This window comes from Haliscomenobacter sp., from assembly GCF_033763495.1.
In the GTDB taxonomy this organism is placed as follows: domain Bacteria; phylum Bacteroidota; class Bacteroidia; order Chitinophagales; family Saprospiraceae; genus Haliscomenobacter.
On the sequence record NZ_JANRKL010000091.1, the window covers coordinates 1 to 19,172 of the forward strand.

General features: G+C 47.3%; 10 protein-coding genes. 6 read left to right on the forward strand and 4 right to left on the reverse strand.

All coding sequences use genetic code 11. The features are described from left to right. Positions 1-84 precede the first annotated feature (84 nt). The 3 genes from SFV55_RS09605 to SFV55_RS09615 all read left to right on the forward strand — a co-directional run bounded on the left by SFV55_RS09605 (position 85) and on the right by SFV55_RS09615 (position 6,030). Positions 85-2,595, forward strand: coding sequence for a PIG-L family deacetylase (locus SFV55_RS09605; RefSeq protein ID WP_320029276.1), 2,511 nt, complete (start codon positions 85-87; stop codon positions 2,593-2,595). A 216-nt stretch (positions 2,596-2,811) separates the two neighbouring features. Then, entirely contained in the window at positions 2,812-4,569 is a 1,758-nt protein-coding gene (locus SFV55_RS09610) for a sodium:solute symporter (RefSeq protein WP_320029277.1), read from the forward strand. Positions 4,570-4,734: 165 nt separating this feature from the next. Further along, positions 4,735-6,030 (forward strand): DUF3863 domain-containing protein, encoded by a 1,296-nt coding sequence (locus SFV55_RS09615; RefSeq protein ID WP_320029278.1) that lies wholly within the window; start codon positions 4,735-4,737, stop codon positions 6,028-6,030. A gap of 72 nt (positions 6,031-6,102) precedes the next feature. Here the strand turns inward: SFV55_RS09615 and SFV55_RS09620 are convergent, their stop codons facing one another. Beyond that, positions 6,103-10,611 (reverse strand): ATP-binding protein, encoded by a 4,509-nt coding sequence (locus tag SFV55_RS09620; RefSeq protein ID WP_320029279.1) that lies wholly within the window; start codon positions 10,609-10,611, stop codon positions 6,103-6,105. A gap of 246 nt (positions 10,612-10,857) precedes the next feature. On the opposite strand from SFV55_RS09620, the gene SFV55_RS09625 reads away from it, so the two are divergent. After that, on the forward strand, positions 10,858-12,150 hold the full coding sequence (locus tag SFV55_RS09625; protein WP_320029280.1) for a serine hydrolase domain-containing protein: 1,293 nt from the start codon (positions 10,858-10,860) through the stop codon (positions 12,148-12,150). Positions 12,151-12,233: 83 nt separating this feature from the next. Here the strand turns inward: SFV55_RS09625 and SFV55_RS09630 are convergent, their stop codons facing one another. After that, the gene (locus SFV55_RS09630; protein ID WP_320029281.1) at positions 12,234-12,902 is read right to left on the reverse strand and encodes a sterol desaturase family protein; all 669 of its coding nucleotides are present in this window, start codon (positions 12,900-12,902) and stop codon (positions 12,234-12,236) included. A 153-nt stretch (positions 12,903-13,055) separates the two neighbouring features. Then, positions 13,056-14,237, reverse strand: a complete 1,182-nt coding sequence (locus SFV55_RS09635; RefSeq protein ID WP_320029282.1) for a cysteine synthase family protein — start codon at positions 14,235-14,237, stop codon at positions 13,056-13,058. A gap of 222 nt (positions 14,238-14,459) precedes the next feature. On the opposite strand from SFV55_RS09635, the gene SFV55_RS09640 reads away from it, so the two are divergent. Both SFV55_RS09640 and SFV55_RS09645 read left to right on the forward strand, forming a co-directional pair. Continuing rightward, the gene (locus SFV55_RS09640; RefSeq protein WP_320029283.1) at positions 14,460-14,888 is read left to right on the forward strand and encodes an NUDIX hydrolase; all 429 of its coding nucleotides are present in this window, start codon (positions 14,460-14,462) and stop codon (positions 14,886-14,888) included. Positions 14,889-15,003: 115 nt separating this feature from the next. Continuing rightward, positions 15,004-18,183, forward strand: a complete 3,180-nt coding sequence (locus SFV55_RS09645; RefSeq protein ID WP_320029284.1) for a VPS10 domain-containing protein — start codon at positions 15,004-15,006, stop codon at positions 18,181-18,183. A 128-nt stretch (positions 18,184-18,311) separates the two neighbouring features. Here SFV55_RS09645 and SFV55_RS09650 read toward each other — a convergent pair whose 3' ends face one another. Continuing rightward, on the reverse strand, positions 18,312-18,854 hold the full coding sequence (locus SFV55_RS09650) for a DsrE family protein (RefSeq protein WP_320029285.1): 543 nt from the start codon (positions 18,852-18,854) through the stop codon (positions 18,312-18,314). Between the last annotated feature and the right edge of the window lie 318 nt (positions 18,855-19,172).

Consider the following 19,172-nt stretch of genomic DNA (forward strand, 5'->3'; position numbering starts at 1 on the left):
CAATACCCATCTTTCGCAAACTTTCTGCGCTGCAAAATGTATATTTGCTGCACTCGATTTTACCGCAACAAAACCGAATCACCTATGCAGCGTTGGAGTATACTTTTTTTTCTTTTGGTATTGACCCTTCCATTCACTTCCACTCGTGCTCAGGCACCCAAACGTTACAGCTCCGGGGAAATTTACGAAGCCATCAAGAAGCTGAATTTTTTAGGTTCAGCGCTTTACATTGCGGCACACCCCGACGATGAAAATACCCTTTTCATTTCTTACCTGGCCAATGAGCGCAAAGCCAATGTGGCCTACCTGTCGCTTACACGGGGAGATGGCGGGCAAAACCTGATTGGCCCTGAAATTCGGGAGCTGCTGGGTTTGTTGCGCACCCAAGAGCTGCTGGCGGCCCGCCGGATTGATGGGGGGAAGCAAATGTTCACCCGTGCCAACGATTTTGGCTTTTCCAAAAATCCCGATGAAACCTTCCAAACCTGGAATCGCAGCGATGTTCTGGGGGACGTAGTTTGGGCCATTCGCCAATGGCAACCCGACGTAATCATCAACCGATTTGACCATCGCACACCTGGTACGACCCACGGCCATCATACCGGATCAGCAGTGCTTTCCGTGGAAGCTTTTGACCTGGCCAATAACCCACAAGCTTATCCTGAGCAATTGGCTTATGTCAAACCCTGGCAGCCTCGCCGGGCCTTTTTCAACATCTCCTGGTTTTTCTTTGGCAGCCGTGCCGCTTTTGAAAAAGCCGATAAATCGAAATTGCACAGCGTAGATGCCGGGGTGTATTTCCCCAACCTGGGTAAATCCAACACCGAAATTTCTGCTGAAAGTCGCAGCCAGCACCGTTGCCAGGGCTTTGGCTCCATGGGTTCCAGGGGTTCGAGCATGGAATACATGGAATTCATCAAGGGCGACGAGCCCAAGGTGAAAACCGATATGTTTGAAGGCATCAACACAACCTGGACCCGGGTTCTAGGGGGCGCTCCTATCGGGGTACTTTTGGCGGCAGTAAAAACCAAATTCCGTTTCGACAACCCTTCCGCCAGTGTTCCAGAATTGTTGAAAGCCTACCAATTGATTGAAAAATTGCCTGACGGGTACTGGAAAAGAGTCAAACTGGTAGAAATCAAAGAAGTCATCAGAGCCTGCCTCGGGCTTTACCACGAAACGGCCACTGCCGACTACTCAGCGGCTCCTGGCGACGACATGACCATCCGCACCGAAGTGATCAACCGCAGCGGGGTAGCAGTGGTGTTGGACAAAGTGAGCATCGACCCGATTGGTTTGGACACCAGCTTCAACAAGCCCATGGGCAACAACGTGGGTCTGGTGTGGCCACGTAAAGTGCGCCTGCCCAAAGACATGGCCTACACCAATCCCTACTGGTTGACCGATCCTGGAAGCACAGGTATGTACACCGTGAAAGAGCAGCAAATGCGCGGCAAACCAGAAACCCAACGCGCCTTCAAAGCCCGCTACCATTATAAAATTGCAGGTATCCCCATCGTCTACGAATCTGATATCGTTTACAAAGATGCCGATCCGGCCAAAGGAGAAATTTACCGCCCTTTTGAAGTGATCCCTCCTGTGTTCACCAAAGTAGCCGAGAAGGTGTATGTATTTGGTGACAATGACGCCAAGTCGGTGAGTGTACAAGTCAAGGCAGGGAAAGGAAACATCAGCGGTTCCCTCAAACTGGAAGTACCTGCAGGTTGGAAAGTTGAACCTGCTTCCATCGACTTTAACATTGTCAAAAAAGGGGATGAAAAAAGCCTCAAGTTTATGCTCACCCCGCCAGCAGGTGCCAGCGAAGGCAAAATCCACCCGGTAGCGACTATAGATGGGGAAAACTTCAGCAAGGAAATGATCGAAGTCAAATACGATCACATTCCCACCCAAACCGTTTTCCTGAGTGCGGAAGCTAAAGTGGCCCATATCGAGTTGAAAAAAGCAGGCCAATTGCTTGGCTATGTAGCCGGCGCGGGCGATGACATTCCTGCCAGTTTGCAGCAAATCGGCTATAAAGTCGACATGCTGAGCGAAAAGGACCTCACTCCGGAAAACCTCACCAAATACGACGCGGTGATCATGGGGATTCGGGCGTACAATACCATCGATGCTTTGGCTTATCGCCAAAACAACCTGCTGGAATACGTACGCAAAGGTGGAACCATGATTGTTCAGTACAACACCAATTTTGAATACAAGGTGGAAGCCAAAGAATTGGCACCGTATAAATTGAGTGTGTCCCGTGATCGGGTAACCGACGAGAATGCCGAAATTCGTTTCCTCAAACCTGAACACAAGGTCTTGAACCAGCCCAACAAAATCACAGCTCAGGACTTCAGTGGCTGGGTGCAAGAACGCGGCTTGTACTTTCCGAACGATTGGGACAAAACCAACTTTGAGGCCATCCTCTCTTCCAATGACCCTGGTGAACCCGCCCGCGATGGTGGTTTGCTGGTGGCTAAATATGGGTCGGGGCATTACATCTACACGGGGTATTCCTGGTTCCGGCAATTGCCTGCGGGAGTGCCGGGGGCGTTCCGGCTTTTTGCGAATATGATTTCGATTGGGAAATAAAGCAAAGCGCAAGGTTCAAACCCGATCCGGTCACTGAGCGGAGCCGAAGTGCCAGATCGGGTTTGAACCTTGTGCTTTGCTTTAAACCATATACCTATGCTCGATAGACCACCTTTTTTCAAGTCCTGGAATCAAGTTTATTTCCTGGTCTTTGTGTTCAATGCAGTATTGATTGCGCTGTTTTATTGTATTACTCGATTATTTGCCTGACAACCTATGAACTGGATCGATTGGCTGGTTATGCTGGCCACCCTCATTGGAATCGCACTCTACGGAATTTGGAGAACCCGCCACATCCGTTCTTCTGAAACCCACATGCGCGGTAGCGATGACCTGAATTGGATGGTCATTGGCTTCAACATCATGGCGACACAGGCCAGCGCAGTCACCTTTCTCTCCTTGCCCGGCCAGGCCTACGAAGATGGTATGCGCTTTGTGCAGTTTTATTTCGGGTTGCCCCTGGCGATGATCTTTTTGAGCATTTTTGTCATTCCGTACTATTACAAGCTCAAGATTTATACGGCGTATGAATACCTGGAAAATCGTTTCGGCGTGAATACCCGGGTGTTTACCGCGCTTTTGTTTTTGCTGCAACGAGGCTTTTCTACGGGCTTGTCCTTTTTTGCCCCTTCCATCGTGATGTCGCAGTTGCTGGGTTGGTCGCTCAATTTCACCATCCTGTTTATTGCTGGCTTGATTCTGGCCTATACCTACGTGGGTGGTTACAAAGCGGTGAGTTACACCCAAACCTTGCAGTTTTCAGTGATTTGGCTGGGCTTGTTTCTGGCGGCAGGAATCGTTTTTTTCCAATTGCCTGCCGATGTCCATTTCAGCGATGCCCTGAACATTGCGGGTAAAATGGGCAAAGTCAATCTGGTGGATTTTGAATTTGATTTATCCAATCGATATAATTTTTGGTCGGGCATCATTGGGGGAGCCTTTTTGGCCATTTCCTATTTTGGCACCGACCAGTCTCAGGTAGCCCGCTATCTGGGTGGTAAGTCCCTGGCCGAAGGGCGTTTGGGGCTGATGCTCAATGCGATGATCAAAGTGCCCATGCAATTCCTGATCTTGGGGGTAGGGGTGCTGGTTTTTGTGTTTTACCTGTTTAACCAAGCCCCACTGCACTTCAATTCCAACAACGTGAATCGCCTGAGTGGCAGCGCGGCGGAGCAGTATCAGGTGCTGGAAACCCAGCAGAAACTGGTATTTGAACAACGGCGCACTGCGGTAGATCAAATGATGAAAGCCATGCGCAGCGGCGATGACCAAGGCACTGCTCTGGCAAAGGCAGAGGTGGAAACCCTACATGCCACGGAATTGCAACTGCGGGAAGACGCCAAAACCCTCATCAAGGACCATGTGCCCGACGCAGCTACCAAAGATACCGACTACGTTTTTATTTCCTATGTGTTGAAGTACATGCCCATTGGGGTGATTGGTTTGCTGCTGGCCATGATTTTGGCTGCGGCATGTTCCTCGGGTGCTTCGGCCATCAATGCGCTGGCCACTACAACCGTGATCGACATCTACCAGCGCTTGTACAAACCGGAGGCGAGTGACCGCCACTATTTGCGGATGTCCAAGTTTTTTGTGGCAGCCTGGTGTTTGATTTCCCTGGCTTTTGCCTTCTCGGCCCAGTTGTTCGACAATTTGATCCAGGCGGTCAACATCATCGGGTCTATCTTTTACGGCGTCATCCTGGGTGTGTTCCTGGCCGCTTTCTTCCAGCCTAAAGTAAAGGGTAGGGCCGTGTTCATTGCCGCTATTTTGACCCAAATCATCGTCATCGTGGTGTATGTGCTCAGTGAGTACAAAATCGATCTGAACCTATTCGGTTGGATCATTCCAGTGCGCGTGGCGTATTTGTGGTTGAACTTGATCGGGTGTTTGTTGGTGATGGGGATTGCGGGGATTTTGCAGGGGGTGATGCCGGAGAAGGGCGATCAAAATAGGGTTGATGCTTCGGCTTAAAATTTATCCTGAAATCAGCCTACATCTCAATACCAATCATTTTCCAATATGGGAGATCTCAAAAAAATTGGAAAAATAAGCATCAGGATACTCTTTTTGATGGTAATCATCCCATGGGTATCTTGTGAAAGCGTAAAAGCTCAGGAAAATAAATTCCCGCAATTGATGGGAAACCGTTTTCTCACGATTTGTTCCTTAATCAGGGTGAATCAGATTGAGGTAAGGAGAGATACTGCTATCGGAACCGATGAATCAGCAATACATACTGCCGCTTCAGCCCGCCTTTTCCGGGAAACCATTGAGAAAAACTTGCCAGGGGCCAAAATTACCTGGGCGCTTAGCTGGTTGGCACTTAAAGACCAGCGTGAAAACTATCTGGAATTAAAGAAGCAGATCGTTTTTTACCATAAAAAGTACGGCGATGAAATCACTTTTATTCCAGGAGGCTTCTTCGCCAATATGCACAATACCCGAGAGCAAATCAACCGGGATCTGCATGAAGGGCTGCAGATGGTCTCTGATTTGGTTGGTGGCGGGTACCGCCCGCTGAGCGTTATTTCAGGATTCCTCGCTGCTGACAATCTCAAATACCTGGCGGAGAAGGAAGGAATCCATGTTTGCCAGGGGAATATCTGGAGCCAGTATGCCGTGGACAATGGTGATGGCGAGGGCTCGATTTCATATCCTTATTATCCTTCAAGCGAACATTTCTGTAAGCCCGCACAAAGCAAAAAGGACCGGATCGATTGTGTCAACCTCGATGGTTGGACCGTTGATTTCATCAATGCAAGGTATCCCGCCGCCCAATTTATCAATGGAGTGAGGTGCGGTAGCCGGCAAGGTGTTGGCCCGATCGAAACAATTCTCCGGCAAGGTACACCCTTGGGAACCAAAGAAATGTTGGCAACGACGGCCGCGCATTTCGATAAAGGGTATGAACTCAATAATTTTGCCTGGGTAACCTGCATCTGGGAATTAAGCCTTTTGAAAGTCAACAAAAAGAACGATGGCATGGAAGGGCTGAATATCTGGCTGAGTGAATTGCGTAGACGCTGGCCCCAAACCAAAGGCATCACCCATGGAGAATTGGGAATGGCCTGGCGGAAACAATTTAAAAATAATAAAAACATCAACTATCGGTTCGTTCAGCGCGGCTCTGGCGTTTGTGCATCTGATACAAGCCTGCAAATCAGGTGGTTCATGAATAAAGATTTCAGACTGGCATTGCTGTCCAACCGGAACCAAAACGATCAGGAAAAGGTGATTGATTTTACCCGTTATGATTTGAAAGCACAAGAACCTGCTGACCCTAAACAAGGGCAAACCATTCGCAACTGGAGCCTGATGAACAGGCTCAATCAGAAAGGGACCCGGCCTCAGGATAAGCCCATTGATATCAATGAATTGAATGCGGAAGAAAAGGCCATTGTTAAGAGGAGGTATCCGGGGTTAATCGAATAAAATTGGAGCTTAGCGGGATGGGTACACTTTAGAGCTTGTCTAAATTTAAGAGATAGATTGGGAACACAGATTTCACTTACTCTCCATCATCTCTACCCCCGTCCAATCCTCGCTCACACCTTCGTAAGCATTTTTAATGGCTTTTTTGCAAAAGAAATCCGCCACACGATCCTCTGGATTAAGTTGCAAAATCTTTCTGAACTCCACAGCTGCTTCAGCAAAAGCTTTAGTGTGATAAAGGCTCAACCCCATTTGGAAGGCTTCTGCCGTTTGAATTTTTAATGCCTTTTGATCAGCTCCGTCACCATCAAAGCATTCAAATACCTCGATGGGAACCTGTTTCCCTTTCACCTTCACCTTGCCCAGGTTACGGAAATGGAAGACACTTTGATGTTCAATTTTGGCCAGGCTCTCCCCGCTGATCAAAATGTTTGCACCGTAATGTTTGGTCAAACTCTCTATCCTGGCGCTAGTGTTGACCGTATCGGCAATGGTGGCAGCATCCATACGGTTTTTGTCGCCGATAATGCCCATGATCAGTTTTCCGGTGTGCATACCGATGCCGATCTGGATGGCTGGCCAGTTTTTGGCAATCCGCTCTTGATTGTACGCTTCCAGGGTTCGTTGCATGTCTACAGCCGCTTGCAGTGCATCGGCTGGTGATTGTGGGAAAATGGCCATGATTGCATCGCCAAGATATTGATTGACAAAGCCGCGATTGGCCTGAATCACTGGACCCATCCGACTGTTATAGGCATTGACTAGACCAAAGGTGTCTTCAGGGCTGAGGGACTCCGAAAGCGTGGTGTAATCTCGAATGTCGCTGAACAAAACAGTAACTTCTCGTTCTTTTTGATCGCCCAACTGTACGTCGGTAATGCGCTCGCGGCCCAAGGAGTTGATGAACTCGTTGGGCACAAACTTGGCGGTAACTCCAAAGATTTGATGCAAATCCAACTGAGTGCGTACCCGTGCCAAGAATTCTTCCTTGCTGAAGGGCTTGGCTAGGTAGTCGTTGGCACCCAAGCCCAAACCTTGTACCAAGTCCTGTACCTGATTTTTGGCGGTCACCATAATAATGGGCAATTCGGAGGGCAAAAAGCGCTCGCGGATTTTTTGACAGACCTCATAGCCAGACATACGGGGCATCATTACGTCTAAAAGTACTAGGTCGAATTGAGTGCCAGATTCGATGATGCGCAATGCTTCCTCGCCGTTCATGGCCTGGGTGAGTTGGTAGTGCTCGCCGATCAAATGATTTTTGATCACCTGCTGGTTGATGGCCTCATCATCGACGACCAACACTCGGATGATTTCTTTTTCATCAACATTAAATAGCGATTTAGTTAGTTCTGTAGGCAAGGTACTTGCAACAATATTTGAAACTTTGTGCTGAGGCAAATTGGCCATTGCGGCTTTCTCGGTTGAGAGGGGCAGGGTAAATAAAAAAGTAGAGCCTTTGCCCAGTTCCGATTCTACCCACATTTTTCCGCCGTGTAATTCCACCAATCGTTTGCTAATGCTCAGGCCCAGGCCCGTTCCCGCAAATTCGCGGGAAATGGAGCCATCGGCCTGTTCAAATTCCTGGAAAATGACTTCCCGTTTGTTTTCAGGGATTCCAGTACCCGTATCTTCTACACTGACTAGCAACTGACTTTCTTGTTCTTGTGCAGATACTTTGATGTGTCCAGCTTCGGTGAACTTGATCGCATTGCCAACGAGATTGAATAAAACCTGTTGCAATCGGTTTTCATCGGCCAGGGCAGAAGGCAATTCAGGTGAAACGGCATTGATCAGGCTCAAGTTTTTGCCGCGCACGAGCGGCTTGTTGCTGTTCAGCACCACATCGACCAAAGAGGCCAGATCGATTGGTTTCTGCGTCAGGGCAATATCGAAATTGCGTAGTTTGGAAAAATCGAGAATATCGTCGACCAGGCTGTTCAAGCGGCGTCCGGAGGAGATGATCATCGCCAGGTTCTCCTGATGATCGGTATTGTCGGTTTGCTCGATCAGGGCTTCCGAAAGGCCAATGATGCCTTGCAGGGGGGTGCGCAGTTCATGGGAGGTATTGGCAAGGAACTGGTCTTTGAGTTTGTCGACTTGTTGGAGACGCTCGCTGAGTTGGCGTTCTTTGACCAATTCTTGTTCTTGCTGGGCGATTTTGAGGCGTTGTTCATTGGTGCGCCAACGGATGAAGGAATAGAGGGCAGCGATTGTCAAAAGGGCATAGAGAGTTTGAGACCACCAGGCCCAGTACCAGGGTGGAAGGATGTGGATTTTCAAGGTATCACCTTTGTAATTCCACACGCCGTCATTGTTGGAAGCAATGACACGGAAGGTGTAGTGGCCGGGGGGGAGGTTGGTGTATTTGGCGATGCGGGCGGAGGCGGGGGTGCTGATCCAGGTTTTGTCGTAGCCTTCCAGCATATATTTGTATTGATTTTTTAGGGGTGTGTCGTAGTTTAAAGAGGTGAATTCGAAAGAGAGATCATTTTGGTAATGTTTAAAGGTTATTTTGTCAATAAACAGGACATGTTGTTTCAAAGGTGACACCCATTTATTTGTGTCTTGAACCGATTCTGCAACCGGGATTTCCTGATTGCCTAAGCTAACATTGGTTATTTGTACAGGTGGACGGATAGGGTTGATTTTGATACTGTCAGGATGGAAAATAGTTAACCCATTGTTAGACCCAAAAATGAGTTCCCCTTTCTGAGTTTTAATTGGGTTTCCAAACCTAAAAAAACTACTACTTAGACCGTCTTGGTAATCAAAATTTCTTAGCTGTTTATTACGAGGATCATATTTATAAATCCCATCCTTGGTTCCTAACCAGATGCAATCATTATCGTCAATGACCATCCGATTATAAAGGTGATCTTTTGAGTTTTTTATCAATAGAGTATCTGAATATTTTTTTGTTGACGTATTGTATCTTACCAATGTGTCTCCCTGGGGTGCCAATGATATCCAAATATTTTTTTTAGAGTCTTCACTGATCTCAATGGCGTTTGGCGTTATTTTGTCGACTGTTTTTTTCGTTGAAAAATCTATTTTGCAAAGGCTTTTTTCAGCCTCAACCCATGTCCAAAAACCATTATCAGAATCAACAAACAGGCCAAACATTTTTGGAAATACCAATTTAAATGCCTGCCTTTCGTTATTATACAGGAACAGTCCTTCTTGTTTTGTTAGCCATAGCTGACCACTTTTTTTACTATAATAAAGGCCTCCAGGAGGTAGGGAGTCAAATTTATTCCTAGCTAGATCAATTCGATTAAGACCCGATTTGCCCGCTGAATTGACCCATACTGTCCCTTGTTTATCCTCTACTACAGTACCACATTTGTCATCAATTAGACTATTTTTACTAAATGGATTATGTTTCAATTGCGAGAAAGAATTAGTGCTTCTGTCCCATAAATTCAATCCACCTCCGTCTGTTCCAATCCATATTTTTCCATCTTGTCGTTCAAAAAGAGTATTGATATAAGGAAAACTTAAACTTTTCGCATCTCCAACATTGGCCCTAACTATTCTAAAAGGCTTAGCATATTTTCCCAAATAACTAATCCCACCTTGATAATGACTAATCCAAATGCCATTACTCTTGTCCTCAAAAAGCTTTAACGGTTTAGTATTGAGAGATTCAGCATCTCTAAAATTAGATTGATAGTGATAAAATATATTTTTCTGTTTATCAAAAAGATCTAGCCCTCCATCATCTGCTGCAATCCAAATTCTATCATTAGAATCAACTAAAATATCACTTATCCTGTCAAAACTAAGGCTATTAGGGTTTAAGGGATCATGTCTATAATTTTCAAGGATACGACCCTTTCTGTTAAATGAATACAACCCTCCGATTCCTGATATCCAAATGGTTCCATGTTTGTCCTCATTTACACATCCAATGAATTGAATTTGGCTTAGCTCCCCTTTTCTGTCAGTAAATGGAATGAAATTGTCATTTTTAGAATTAAACAATCTAATGCCGTTTTTTAGAATCTCCCAATATTTTCCATCTGAGCCTTTGAATACTTTAGCAACATAATTCTGATTAGGCTTTACAGCTAAAACAAATTTTTGCCGATTTGGGTCGAATTTATAGTAACCATTATGTGTGCTAACCCATAACACATCTTTACTGTCTTGAAATAAACATTCACCATAACCCATTAATGGATAAACTTGATTCAAGGAAGCAACAAATGTATCTTTCCCTACATGATACCTAGTAAGAATATCCTTTTTTCTATCTAATTTATATGCTCCATCGGCACCTGCAAATGCCCAAATGTTTCCATTATTATCTTCAGTTAGGGCAGTTACGATTATATCGTCCTCAAATAAATTATACTCTTTATATTTATACCCATCAAATGATTTGAATCCCACATCTGTCCCGAACCAAATAAAGCCTAGTTTATCTTGTATAATACAGCGGGCGAATTCACCAGGCGTTCCAAAATTCCCCGAAATATTCTTAAATTTCAAAAAGGGCTTCTCTTGCCCAATTTGTGCAAAGGACTGGTAGGTAAACAACAGTAATGCAAACAGGATTTTGATGCTGCGATACATGGTTGTAGGTGTGGATGAGGACTAGGGTTAAAGAAACCAAATAAAAATACAAAAAAATCTGCAGCCAAACAACCCAGTCTAACTACCAGCAACCCCATCCACCAATTTAGCTCAACCAAAACCTCATCTTCTAATCTATTTATTGCACGCTCTATTGTATTCTTGTAAACAATTTACTAATTTGCTAGCACCTTTAAAAATTACACTCACCGCCTCGTATCAGTCCGAGGCTTAAACCCAACACCTATGAAAATCAGATCAACCCTGCTCTCCTTTGTCCTGATATCAGCGATAGCCATTCCAGCAATCGGGCAAACCACGCCACTGCTTGTTTCACCAGAAAAAAGTGGATTGTCTGCGGCCCGATTAAAAACCATCGACCGGGTTTTAAATGAGTATGTAACGCGAAAAGAAGTAGCGGGAGGTGTGGCGCTTATTGCGCGCAAAGGGCAAATAGGATACCTGAAATCTTTTGGCATGAAAGACATGGAGACAAACCAGACAATGACCAACGATGTCATTTTCAGGATTGCTTCCATGACCAAAGCGGTAACGAATGTAGCCGTAATGATGCTTTTTGAAGAAGGATACTTTGCACTAGATGATCCAATTTCAAAGTTTATTCCCGAGTTTTCGGAAATGCAGGTAATGGTTACCGATCCAGAGACGCGCACTTACAAACTTGAAAAAGCAAAAACGCCAATAACCATTAGACATTTGCTCAATCACACCTCAGGATTAACCTATGACATTTTTGGTCAGGCGCACATCTACGATATGTACGTGCAAAATAACATTTACAATGGCTTGGGCGTAACCACAGGAACCATTGGAGATATGGCCAAAAGACTGGCAAAATTACCCCTCACCAGCCAACCTGGCGATAAATGGCAATATGGAATGAATATGGATGTCCTGGGTTATCTGATTGAAAAAATTTCAGGTAAATCGTTTGATGCATTTTTGAATGAAAAGATATTCGTTCCCCTGGGCATGACCGACACTTATTTCTATTTGCCTGGTGAGAAATTAAATCGTTTGGCTACGTTATATGGACTTGACGCTTCAGGACAATTGGCAAAAATTAAAGGAGAGGCTAAAGTTGGCCCTGTACCCTATTCTGATTACACCGTACATGCAAACAACAAAACCTATTTTTCGGGTGGAGCTGGATTGGTTTCCACGGCTACCGACTACTTTAAGTTTCTGCAAATGCTTTTGAATGATGGGCTATACAACAATAAACGCATTTTGGGCAGAAAGACAGTTGAATTAATGACAACAGAGCAAACAGGAGACAAATTCAATTGGACGAAGGGATACGGTTTCGGTTTTGGGTTTGCCATTTCCAGAGGGCCTGAAAATACCGGAAACCCGGGGAGTAAAGGTGCCTACACATGGTCGGGTATATTCGATACTCATTTTGTAGCTGACCCAAGCGAAGATTTGGTCATTATTCTCATGACCCAGACGTTCCCGAACAATACCGACATTGAAGTAAAATTTAAAAACCTGGCATACCAGGCGATTGGCAATTGAGTCGTCAAAATCAAAACAAAAAAATCCGCAGCCAGACCATCCAGTCCAACTGCGGATTTTTTATATCCTTAAAAAAAGAACAACTAGAGATTATCCTTCACCACAATCTCCGCCGTCTTGATCCCTTTCTTCTTGGGCGTAGTGCCAAACACATAATCCCACAAAGGTGAAGAAACGCCAAACATGGCATCCTCCGGGCTATAGTGGTGGATGGAGTGGTTGATCCACAAGGCTTTCATGAAATTATTGGGCATGCGGAAAATGTGCACCGAATAATGCACCAACAAATACATGGCATAACCCACCAGAAATCCCGCCAGAAAGGAGAAAGAATACTTGTCCAGGATCAACTCAAAAATCAACAACAGAATGGTGGCAATGGTGATGCTCAAAAAGGGTGGCATCGCCAAACGTTGTTTGTCTTTTGGATAATCGTGGTGTACCCCGTGCATTTTGTATTGCATCTCTTTTTTGGTAGGTGTATCCCCTTCCATATGGTATACATAACGGTGCACCAGGTATTCCACGTAGGTGAAAACCAATAAACCCGCAAAGAACAAACCTGTCACCACTGGCCAGCTCAGGTCAGTTTTTACACTGGTATAATACAGCAAGCAGGCTGAGTACACAAAAAATATCGACACTGGAATAGCGATATGTGTACGGGTGAAACGATCGATCCACTTGTTTTTGAACAGTGGAACCGAAATATCATCATTCGACAGGTACGCTGGTTTTTTTTCAGTCTTCATATGTTTGGTCGGAAATTTATAAATCCGGCGCAAAAATAAACGTCGGAATTGGAATTGTCAAGGTAATAAAAATCACTGTGAAGTTGAGGCTACCGCAGCGATTTTGACAAAGACTATGTCTAAGCCCCTGCGGTAGCCTCAACTTCTCAACTTTTACAGCCCCAGGGTTTGCCGCGTCAAGCGGATGTATTTCTTGTACTTCAACCGGTAGGTCCGATAGTATTTGATGTAGCGATCCCGCATGGCTTCGTAGCTGTAAAAATAGGCGCTCGAACTACTGGTGCCTTCCGCAGGTTCAGGGTGTTCATGAATGATTGGCGGTGTGCTACCTACTGAACCAGCCGCTTCGGAAGGAACACATTCCATCCAGCCTTGTTCCACCATCCAGTCGTCGTTGAACACCTTGCCCAGGTACCGCGAGCCGTGGTCTGAAAACAGGGTAACCACCACGTCATCTTCGGTAAGGGTATCGGCAATTTCAAATACGGCTTGCATGGCCGAACCGCTGGAATAACCCACCATCAGCCCTTCGTATTTGGCCAGGTCCCTTACCTGGAAGGCACTATCTTTGTCCGTAACTTTTACAAAATCATCCACCAACTCAAAATTCATGTTGTGGGGAATGATGTTTTTGCCCAAGCCCTCTACCTTGTATGGCTTGATTTCGTTGGGATCGTATTCGTGGGTTTCCCAGAATTTTTTCAAAACAGAGCCATAGGCATCCACCCCAATGATTTTGATGTTGGGATTTTTTTCTTTCAAAAAGCGAGCTGTTCCCGATAGGGTACCCCCCGTGCCTGCACAACAGACGTAGTGGGTGATTTTTCCCTGGGTTTGTGCCCATATCTCTGGTCCGGTGGAGCGGTAATGCGCTTCCGCATTGTCCAGGTTGAAATTTTGGGCCAGGTAAAAGGAGTTCGGCGTTTCGTGCGCAATGCGCTCGGCAACGGAATAATAGGAACGAGGGTCGGCTGGTTCTACATCTACCGGGCAAATGACCACCTCGGCACCCATGGATTTGAGGAGGGAAATTTTTTCCTGAGAAGCTTTGCTCGTCAGGGTGAGGATACAGCGGTACCCCTTGATGGAGCTCACCATTGCGATACTGAAACCCGTGTTGCCAGAAGTGGCTTCTACAATTGTACCACCTGGTTTGAGCTTGCCACTGCGCTCCGCTTCTTCGATCATGAATAAGGCGATGCGGTCTTTGGCGCTTTGCCCCGGGTTGTAGGATTCCACCTTTGCGAATACTTTGGCTGGAATTCCCTGCGCAATACGATTCATCCGAATCAGTGGGGTATTGCCTATGGTTGCCAGAACGTTTTCGTAATGCATAAGCGCTCTTTTGGTTGAATAAATAGTTAAGGTTAATGGCACTTTGTCAGGCAAGTTCACGGGAAATCAAACACAAAAATAGTAAAAAATGCTTAGTTGGGTATCATCCCCATGTTTTAGCCTGCACTTTAATGGAGTGATTCCCCAAGTGTTGCTATATTTGGCCCTGATGTAGACGTTGATTATTCCCAACAGATACGTTGCTCACTCAAACCCGGACGAATGAATACAGGCAACATCAATGTAAAAGCACGCTTGATCCTATACCACAAAGGTCAGATTTTGCTCTTGAAGCAAACCAAACCCAATGGCGGGAACTACACACTTGTCGGGGGAAATGTAGAACTGCGCGAATCGGCCCGGCAATCCATCATCCGCGAAAGTTTTGAAGAGGCCGGAATTTTACTCAAACCTGAAGACCTGCACTTGGTACACGTGTTGCACAAAATCAAAAAACAGCAGCAACGTATTGTCATGTATTTCAAAGCCTATTATTGGGAAGGAGAACTCAAAGCCAAAGAAACCCATAAGTTCAAAGAAGCTGAATGGTTTTACCTCGATAATCTGCCCAAAAACCTCACCCAAACCGTGCGGCATGTATTGGACGAGTACCGCGAAGGCAATTTTTACTCGGAGGTATTGACAAAATAGGCAATCCAAATTGGTTGACTCAGGAACGGAAATCAAAAAGAGTCTTGCTGAAATGTACCTCTAATTGATTTCCCTTACCTATATTTGGTCAGGCTCTACACAACTGACCAAAAAGATGAAAAAACTGTACCATTTCTCTTTGCTGGGTTTACTCTTGCTCAGCATCAACCTTTGGGGGCAAAAAAAGAAAACCACGCCTCCGGCCGCTGCATCGACACCTGCACCAGTCGTTACCAATACTTTTGATGCCAAAAACTTCGCTGGCTTGCGTTGGCGCAACATTGGCCCATTCCGGGGTGGTCGCTCCAATGCAGTGAGTGGCGTAATCGGCAACGACAACCTCTATTATTGTGGCTATACTGGTGGCGGAATCTGGAAAACCGAAGATGCTGGTCTGACCTGGACCAATATCTCCGATGGCCAACTCAAATCCAGCACCGTAGGCGACATCGCTGTGGCCGAGTCAGACCCCAACGTGATCTACGCAGGTATGGGTGAGCACGCGGTTCGTGGGGTAATGACCACCTACGGCGATGGGGTATACAAATCCGTTGACGCAGGTAAGACCTGGAAAAACATGGGTTTGGAAAAAACGCGCCACATCTCCGACGTTGTCATCCATCCACAAAATCCCGATGTAGTTTACGTGGCCGCTCAAGGTGCCTTGCACGGCCCCAACGAAGAGCGGGGCATCTACAAATCCACCGACGGAGGTAAAACCTGGAAAAAAGTCCTTTATGTCGATGACAACTCCGGTGCTTCCAGCCTGAGTATGGATCATACCAATCCCCGCATTTTGTACGCTGCCACCTGGCAGCATCGCCGCACACCCTGGAAGGTAGAAAGTGGTGGCCCGGGCTCTAGCCTTTGGAAGTCGACCGATGGGGGCGAAACCTGGCGAAAAATCAACGAAGGCCTGCCCAAGGATTTGGGTAAAATGGGCATTTCGGTTTCCCCCGTCAACCCCAACCGGGTTTTCGCCATTGTGGAAGCCGAAAAAGCCAAGTCGGGCCTATATCGTTCCGACAACGGCGGCGAATCCTGGACCCTGCTGAGCTCCGACCAAAACATCAACTCCCGTTCCTGGTACTACATGGAGGTTTTTGCCGACCCCGTCAATGCCGATGTAGTGTACGTGCTCAATGCACCCATGACCCGTTCGATTGATGGAGGCCGCACCTTCAGTACTATCCGGGTAGGTCACGGCGATACCCACGACCTGTGGATCAACCCCAGGAACAACCAAAACATGATTCTGGGGGATGATGGAGGTGGTGAAATTTCCTTCAACGCTGGCCGCAGCTGGTCCACCCAGGGCAATCAACCCACCGCGCAGTTTTACCGCGTCAACACCGACAACCTCTTTCCTTACCGGGTGTATGGCGGGCAACAAGACAATACCTCCGTGGTTATTTCCAGCCGCAACAATGGCTCGGATATCGGCGTCACCGACTGGTTCATCGGGCCGGGGTGCGAAAGCGCCTACATTGCTTTTGACCAAAATAATCCCCAAGTCTTATTGGGAGGTTGCTACCAAGGCATCATCGAAGCCCTGGATACGCGCACCAACGAGAGCAAGGACGTGATGGCCTATTCCGCACTCAACCTGGCCAACCCGCCCAAAAAGATGAAGTACCGCTTCAACTGGAACGCCCCGATCGTCAGTTCACCACACGATCCCAAGGTGATTTACCACACTGGCAACGTGGTGCTGCGCACCCGCGATGGCGGAATCAGTTGGGAAAAAATCAGCCCCGACCTCACCCGCAACGACAGCACCAAGCAGGAAGTCGGCGGTGGCCCATTCACCAATGAAGGCGCCGGTGGCGAAAACTACAACACCATCTATTACCTGATCGAATCCAGTTTGGAAAAAGGGGTGATTTATACTGGCTCGGATTGTGGCCTCGTACACGTCAGCCGCGACGATGGCCGTACCTGGACCAACATTACGCCCAAAGACCTGCCCGAATGTATGATTCAGTCCATCGAGGTTTCACCACACGACCCGGGTACTGCCTACATCTGTGGCACGCGGTACAAGTTCAACGACTTTGTTTCTTATACCTACAAAACCACCGACTACGGCAAAAGCTGGGTGAAAATTGCCACAGGTATCGATACAGATGATTTCATCAAGGTCATTCGGGAAGACAAGGTGACCAAGGGTTTACTCTACGCCGGAGCAGAACGGGGATTTTACCTCTCCACCGATGGCGGCATGCAGTGGAATCGTTTGCAACTCAATTTCCCGATCGTACCCGTCACCGACCTGCAAATCCGCAACAACGACCTGGTGGCCTCCACCGCTGGCCGGGCCTTCTGGATTTTTGACGACCTGGGGGCTTTCCAACAGGCCAAAGGGGTAGTAGGCACTTCCACGGTCCACTTGTTCAAACCCCAGGCTACCCAACGCTACACTGGTGGCTCGTCTTACCTTTCGGGTGAAGGTGCTCCTGGCGTGGGCATGAACCGGGCAGAAGGGGTCATTTTTGATTATTACCTCAAGGAAAAAGCCGATACCAATACCCTGCGGGTGGAAATTCTGGACGCGACGGGCAAGGTGATCCGCAAGTTGAGCAACAAAAAAGACGAAAACTACAAGCGTTATCCTGGTGGCCCAGCCCCGGAACCCGTTTTACCCGCCGCCGCTGGGGTGAACCGTTTTGCCTGGGATTTTCGCACCGATGGTTTGGTCGATGTGCCAGGCGTGTTCATTTATGGCGATTACCGGGGGCATCGGGTTGCACCGGGAAGCTACAAAATCCGCCTGAGCCACCGCGGTCAGGTACTGGAACAGAGTGTAGAGGTCTTGCCCGATCCTCGCATCAATGTCAGCCCCGCTGACTGGCAGGCCCAGCAAAGCATGTTGCAAAAACTGGCTGAACAAATCAATGCCATCCACCAGTCGGTGCACCAATTGCGCAAAGTCCGCAAACAACTGGACGCCTACAACGAGGTGCTCAAAGACAATAAAGCCGCTGCCGATTTGTTGAAAAAAGGCCAGGACCTGGTCAAAAAAATCAACGACCTCGAAAGTGAACTGGTGGAACCACGCACCAAAAACGGCCAGGACGTGATCAACTGGCCCAGCAAACTCAGCGCCGAACTCTTCACCGTTCGCGGCCGCGTAGACATGCACGACCCCCGCATCACCCAGGGCAACCGCGATCGTTTTGCGGACTTGAGCGCAGAATGGGCCAAGCAGCAGCAGGGGCTACAGAACCTGAAGAAGGAGATTCAGGGGTACAACGAGGAGTTTAAGAAGCAGGGGATCCCGGCGCTGGTGGAGTAAGGGGAGTGACGAATTTTTTGAATGACGAATGACGAATCGAGAGGTCACTGAGCGTAGCCGAAGTGCCCAAGATTCGTCATTCGAAAAATCCGTCATTCTATTGGTTTAAATTCATCCCCTCCCTTTCTTCAAAACTTCAACAACACATACCCCTGTGGAACATAGGTCGTAATGGTCGTCAAGGCGGAATGAGCAACTCTTACCCCTGGCCAAAGGTCTTTCGTCACCATTTTGCGTGCGATCAGGGATTGGCCACAAACCATAATGTCTGCACCAGCTGCCAATAAGGCTTCATAAACCTTGAGATTGGGATTGTCGGTCTGAAAGCGCTCCTGGTATTGCGCATTGTTCAGCAAGGTGAATATCGCGCCCCCGTGGACGACCACCTTCACCTTGAGCGCCGCTTTGGGGACCCCCGCCAAACCATGCAGGTTCATCAATCGGGCTACGTTGTCCACCCAGCGGGAAATTTGTTTGTTGTCCTCGGCAGCAGTGGATAGGTCCACCATGAGTTTGTAGGTCAGGGTAGGATCGGGCCGCTCTGTCGCGTCGGGGATTTCGTAGATGCCCCCATACTCTTTTACGATAGGGAACTGGGCGCTTTGGCCAAAAAGGGTAGAACAACCCATCACCGCAATGACAATCAAACCGAACTTGATAAACTTGTGCATAAACTTGATTTTTAACCCGGGCTAAGTTAGGATATTTTGGATCAATTGAGCTCTTTCTGGGCGAAAGAGGCTCAATAGTTGGGCAAACACAGTCATATTCCAAAGGAAAACCCCGAAGGGGTGACAGGATTATATAAAATGGGAATCGAAGCGTTTTTCTCAATTCTGAACACCCTACCCTTCGGGTAGGCTGTACAGAATGGGGCAAAAACTACGTACCATTTTTTCCTAAGCATTGTGCTTTGAATTTGAAAAAGGACGTCCGGTTAGGATCAGCTTTTGTCAATTTCTCCAGGGTATTAGATTCCAATGCGATTT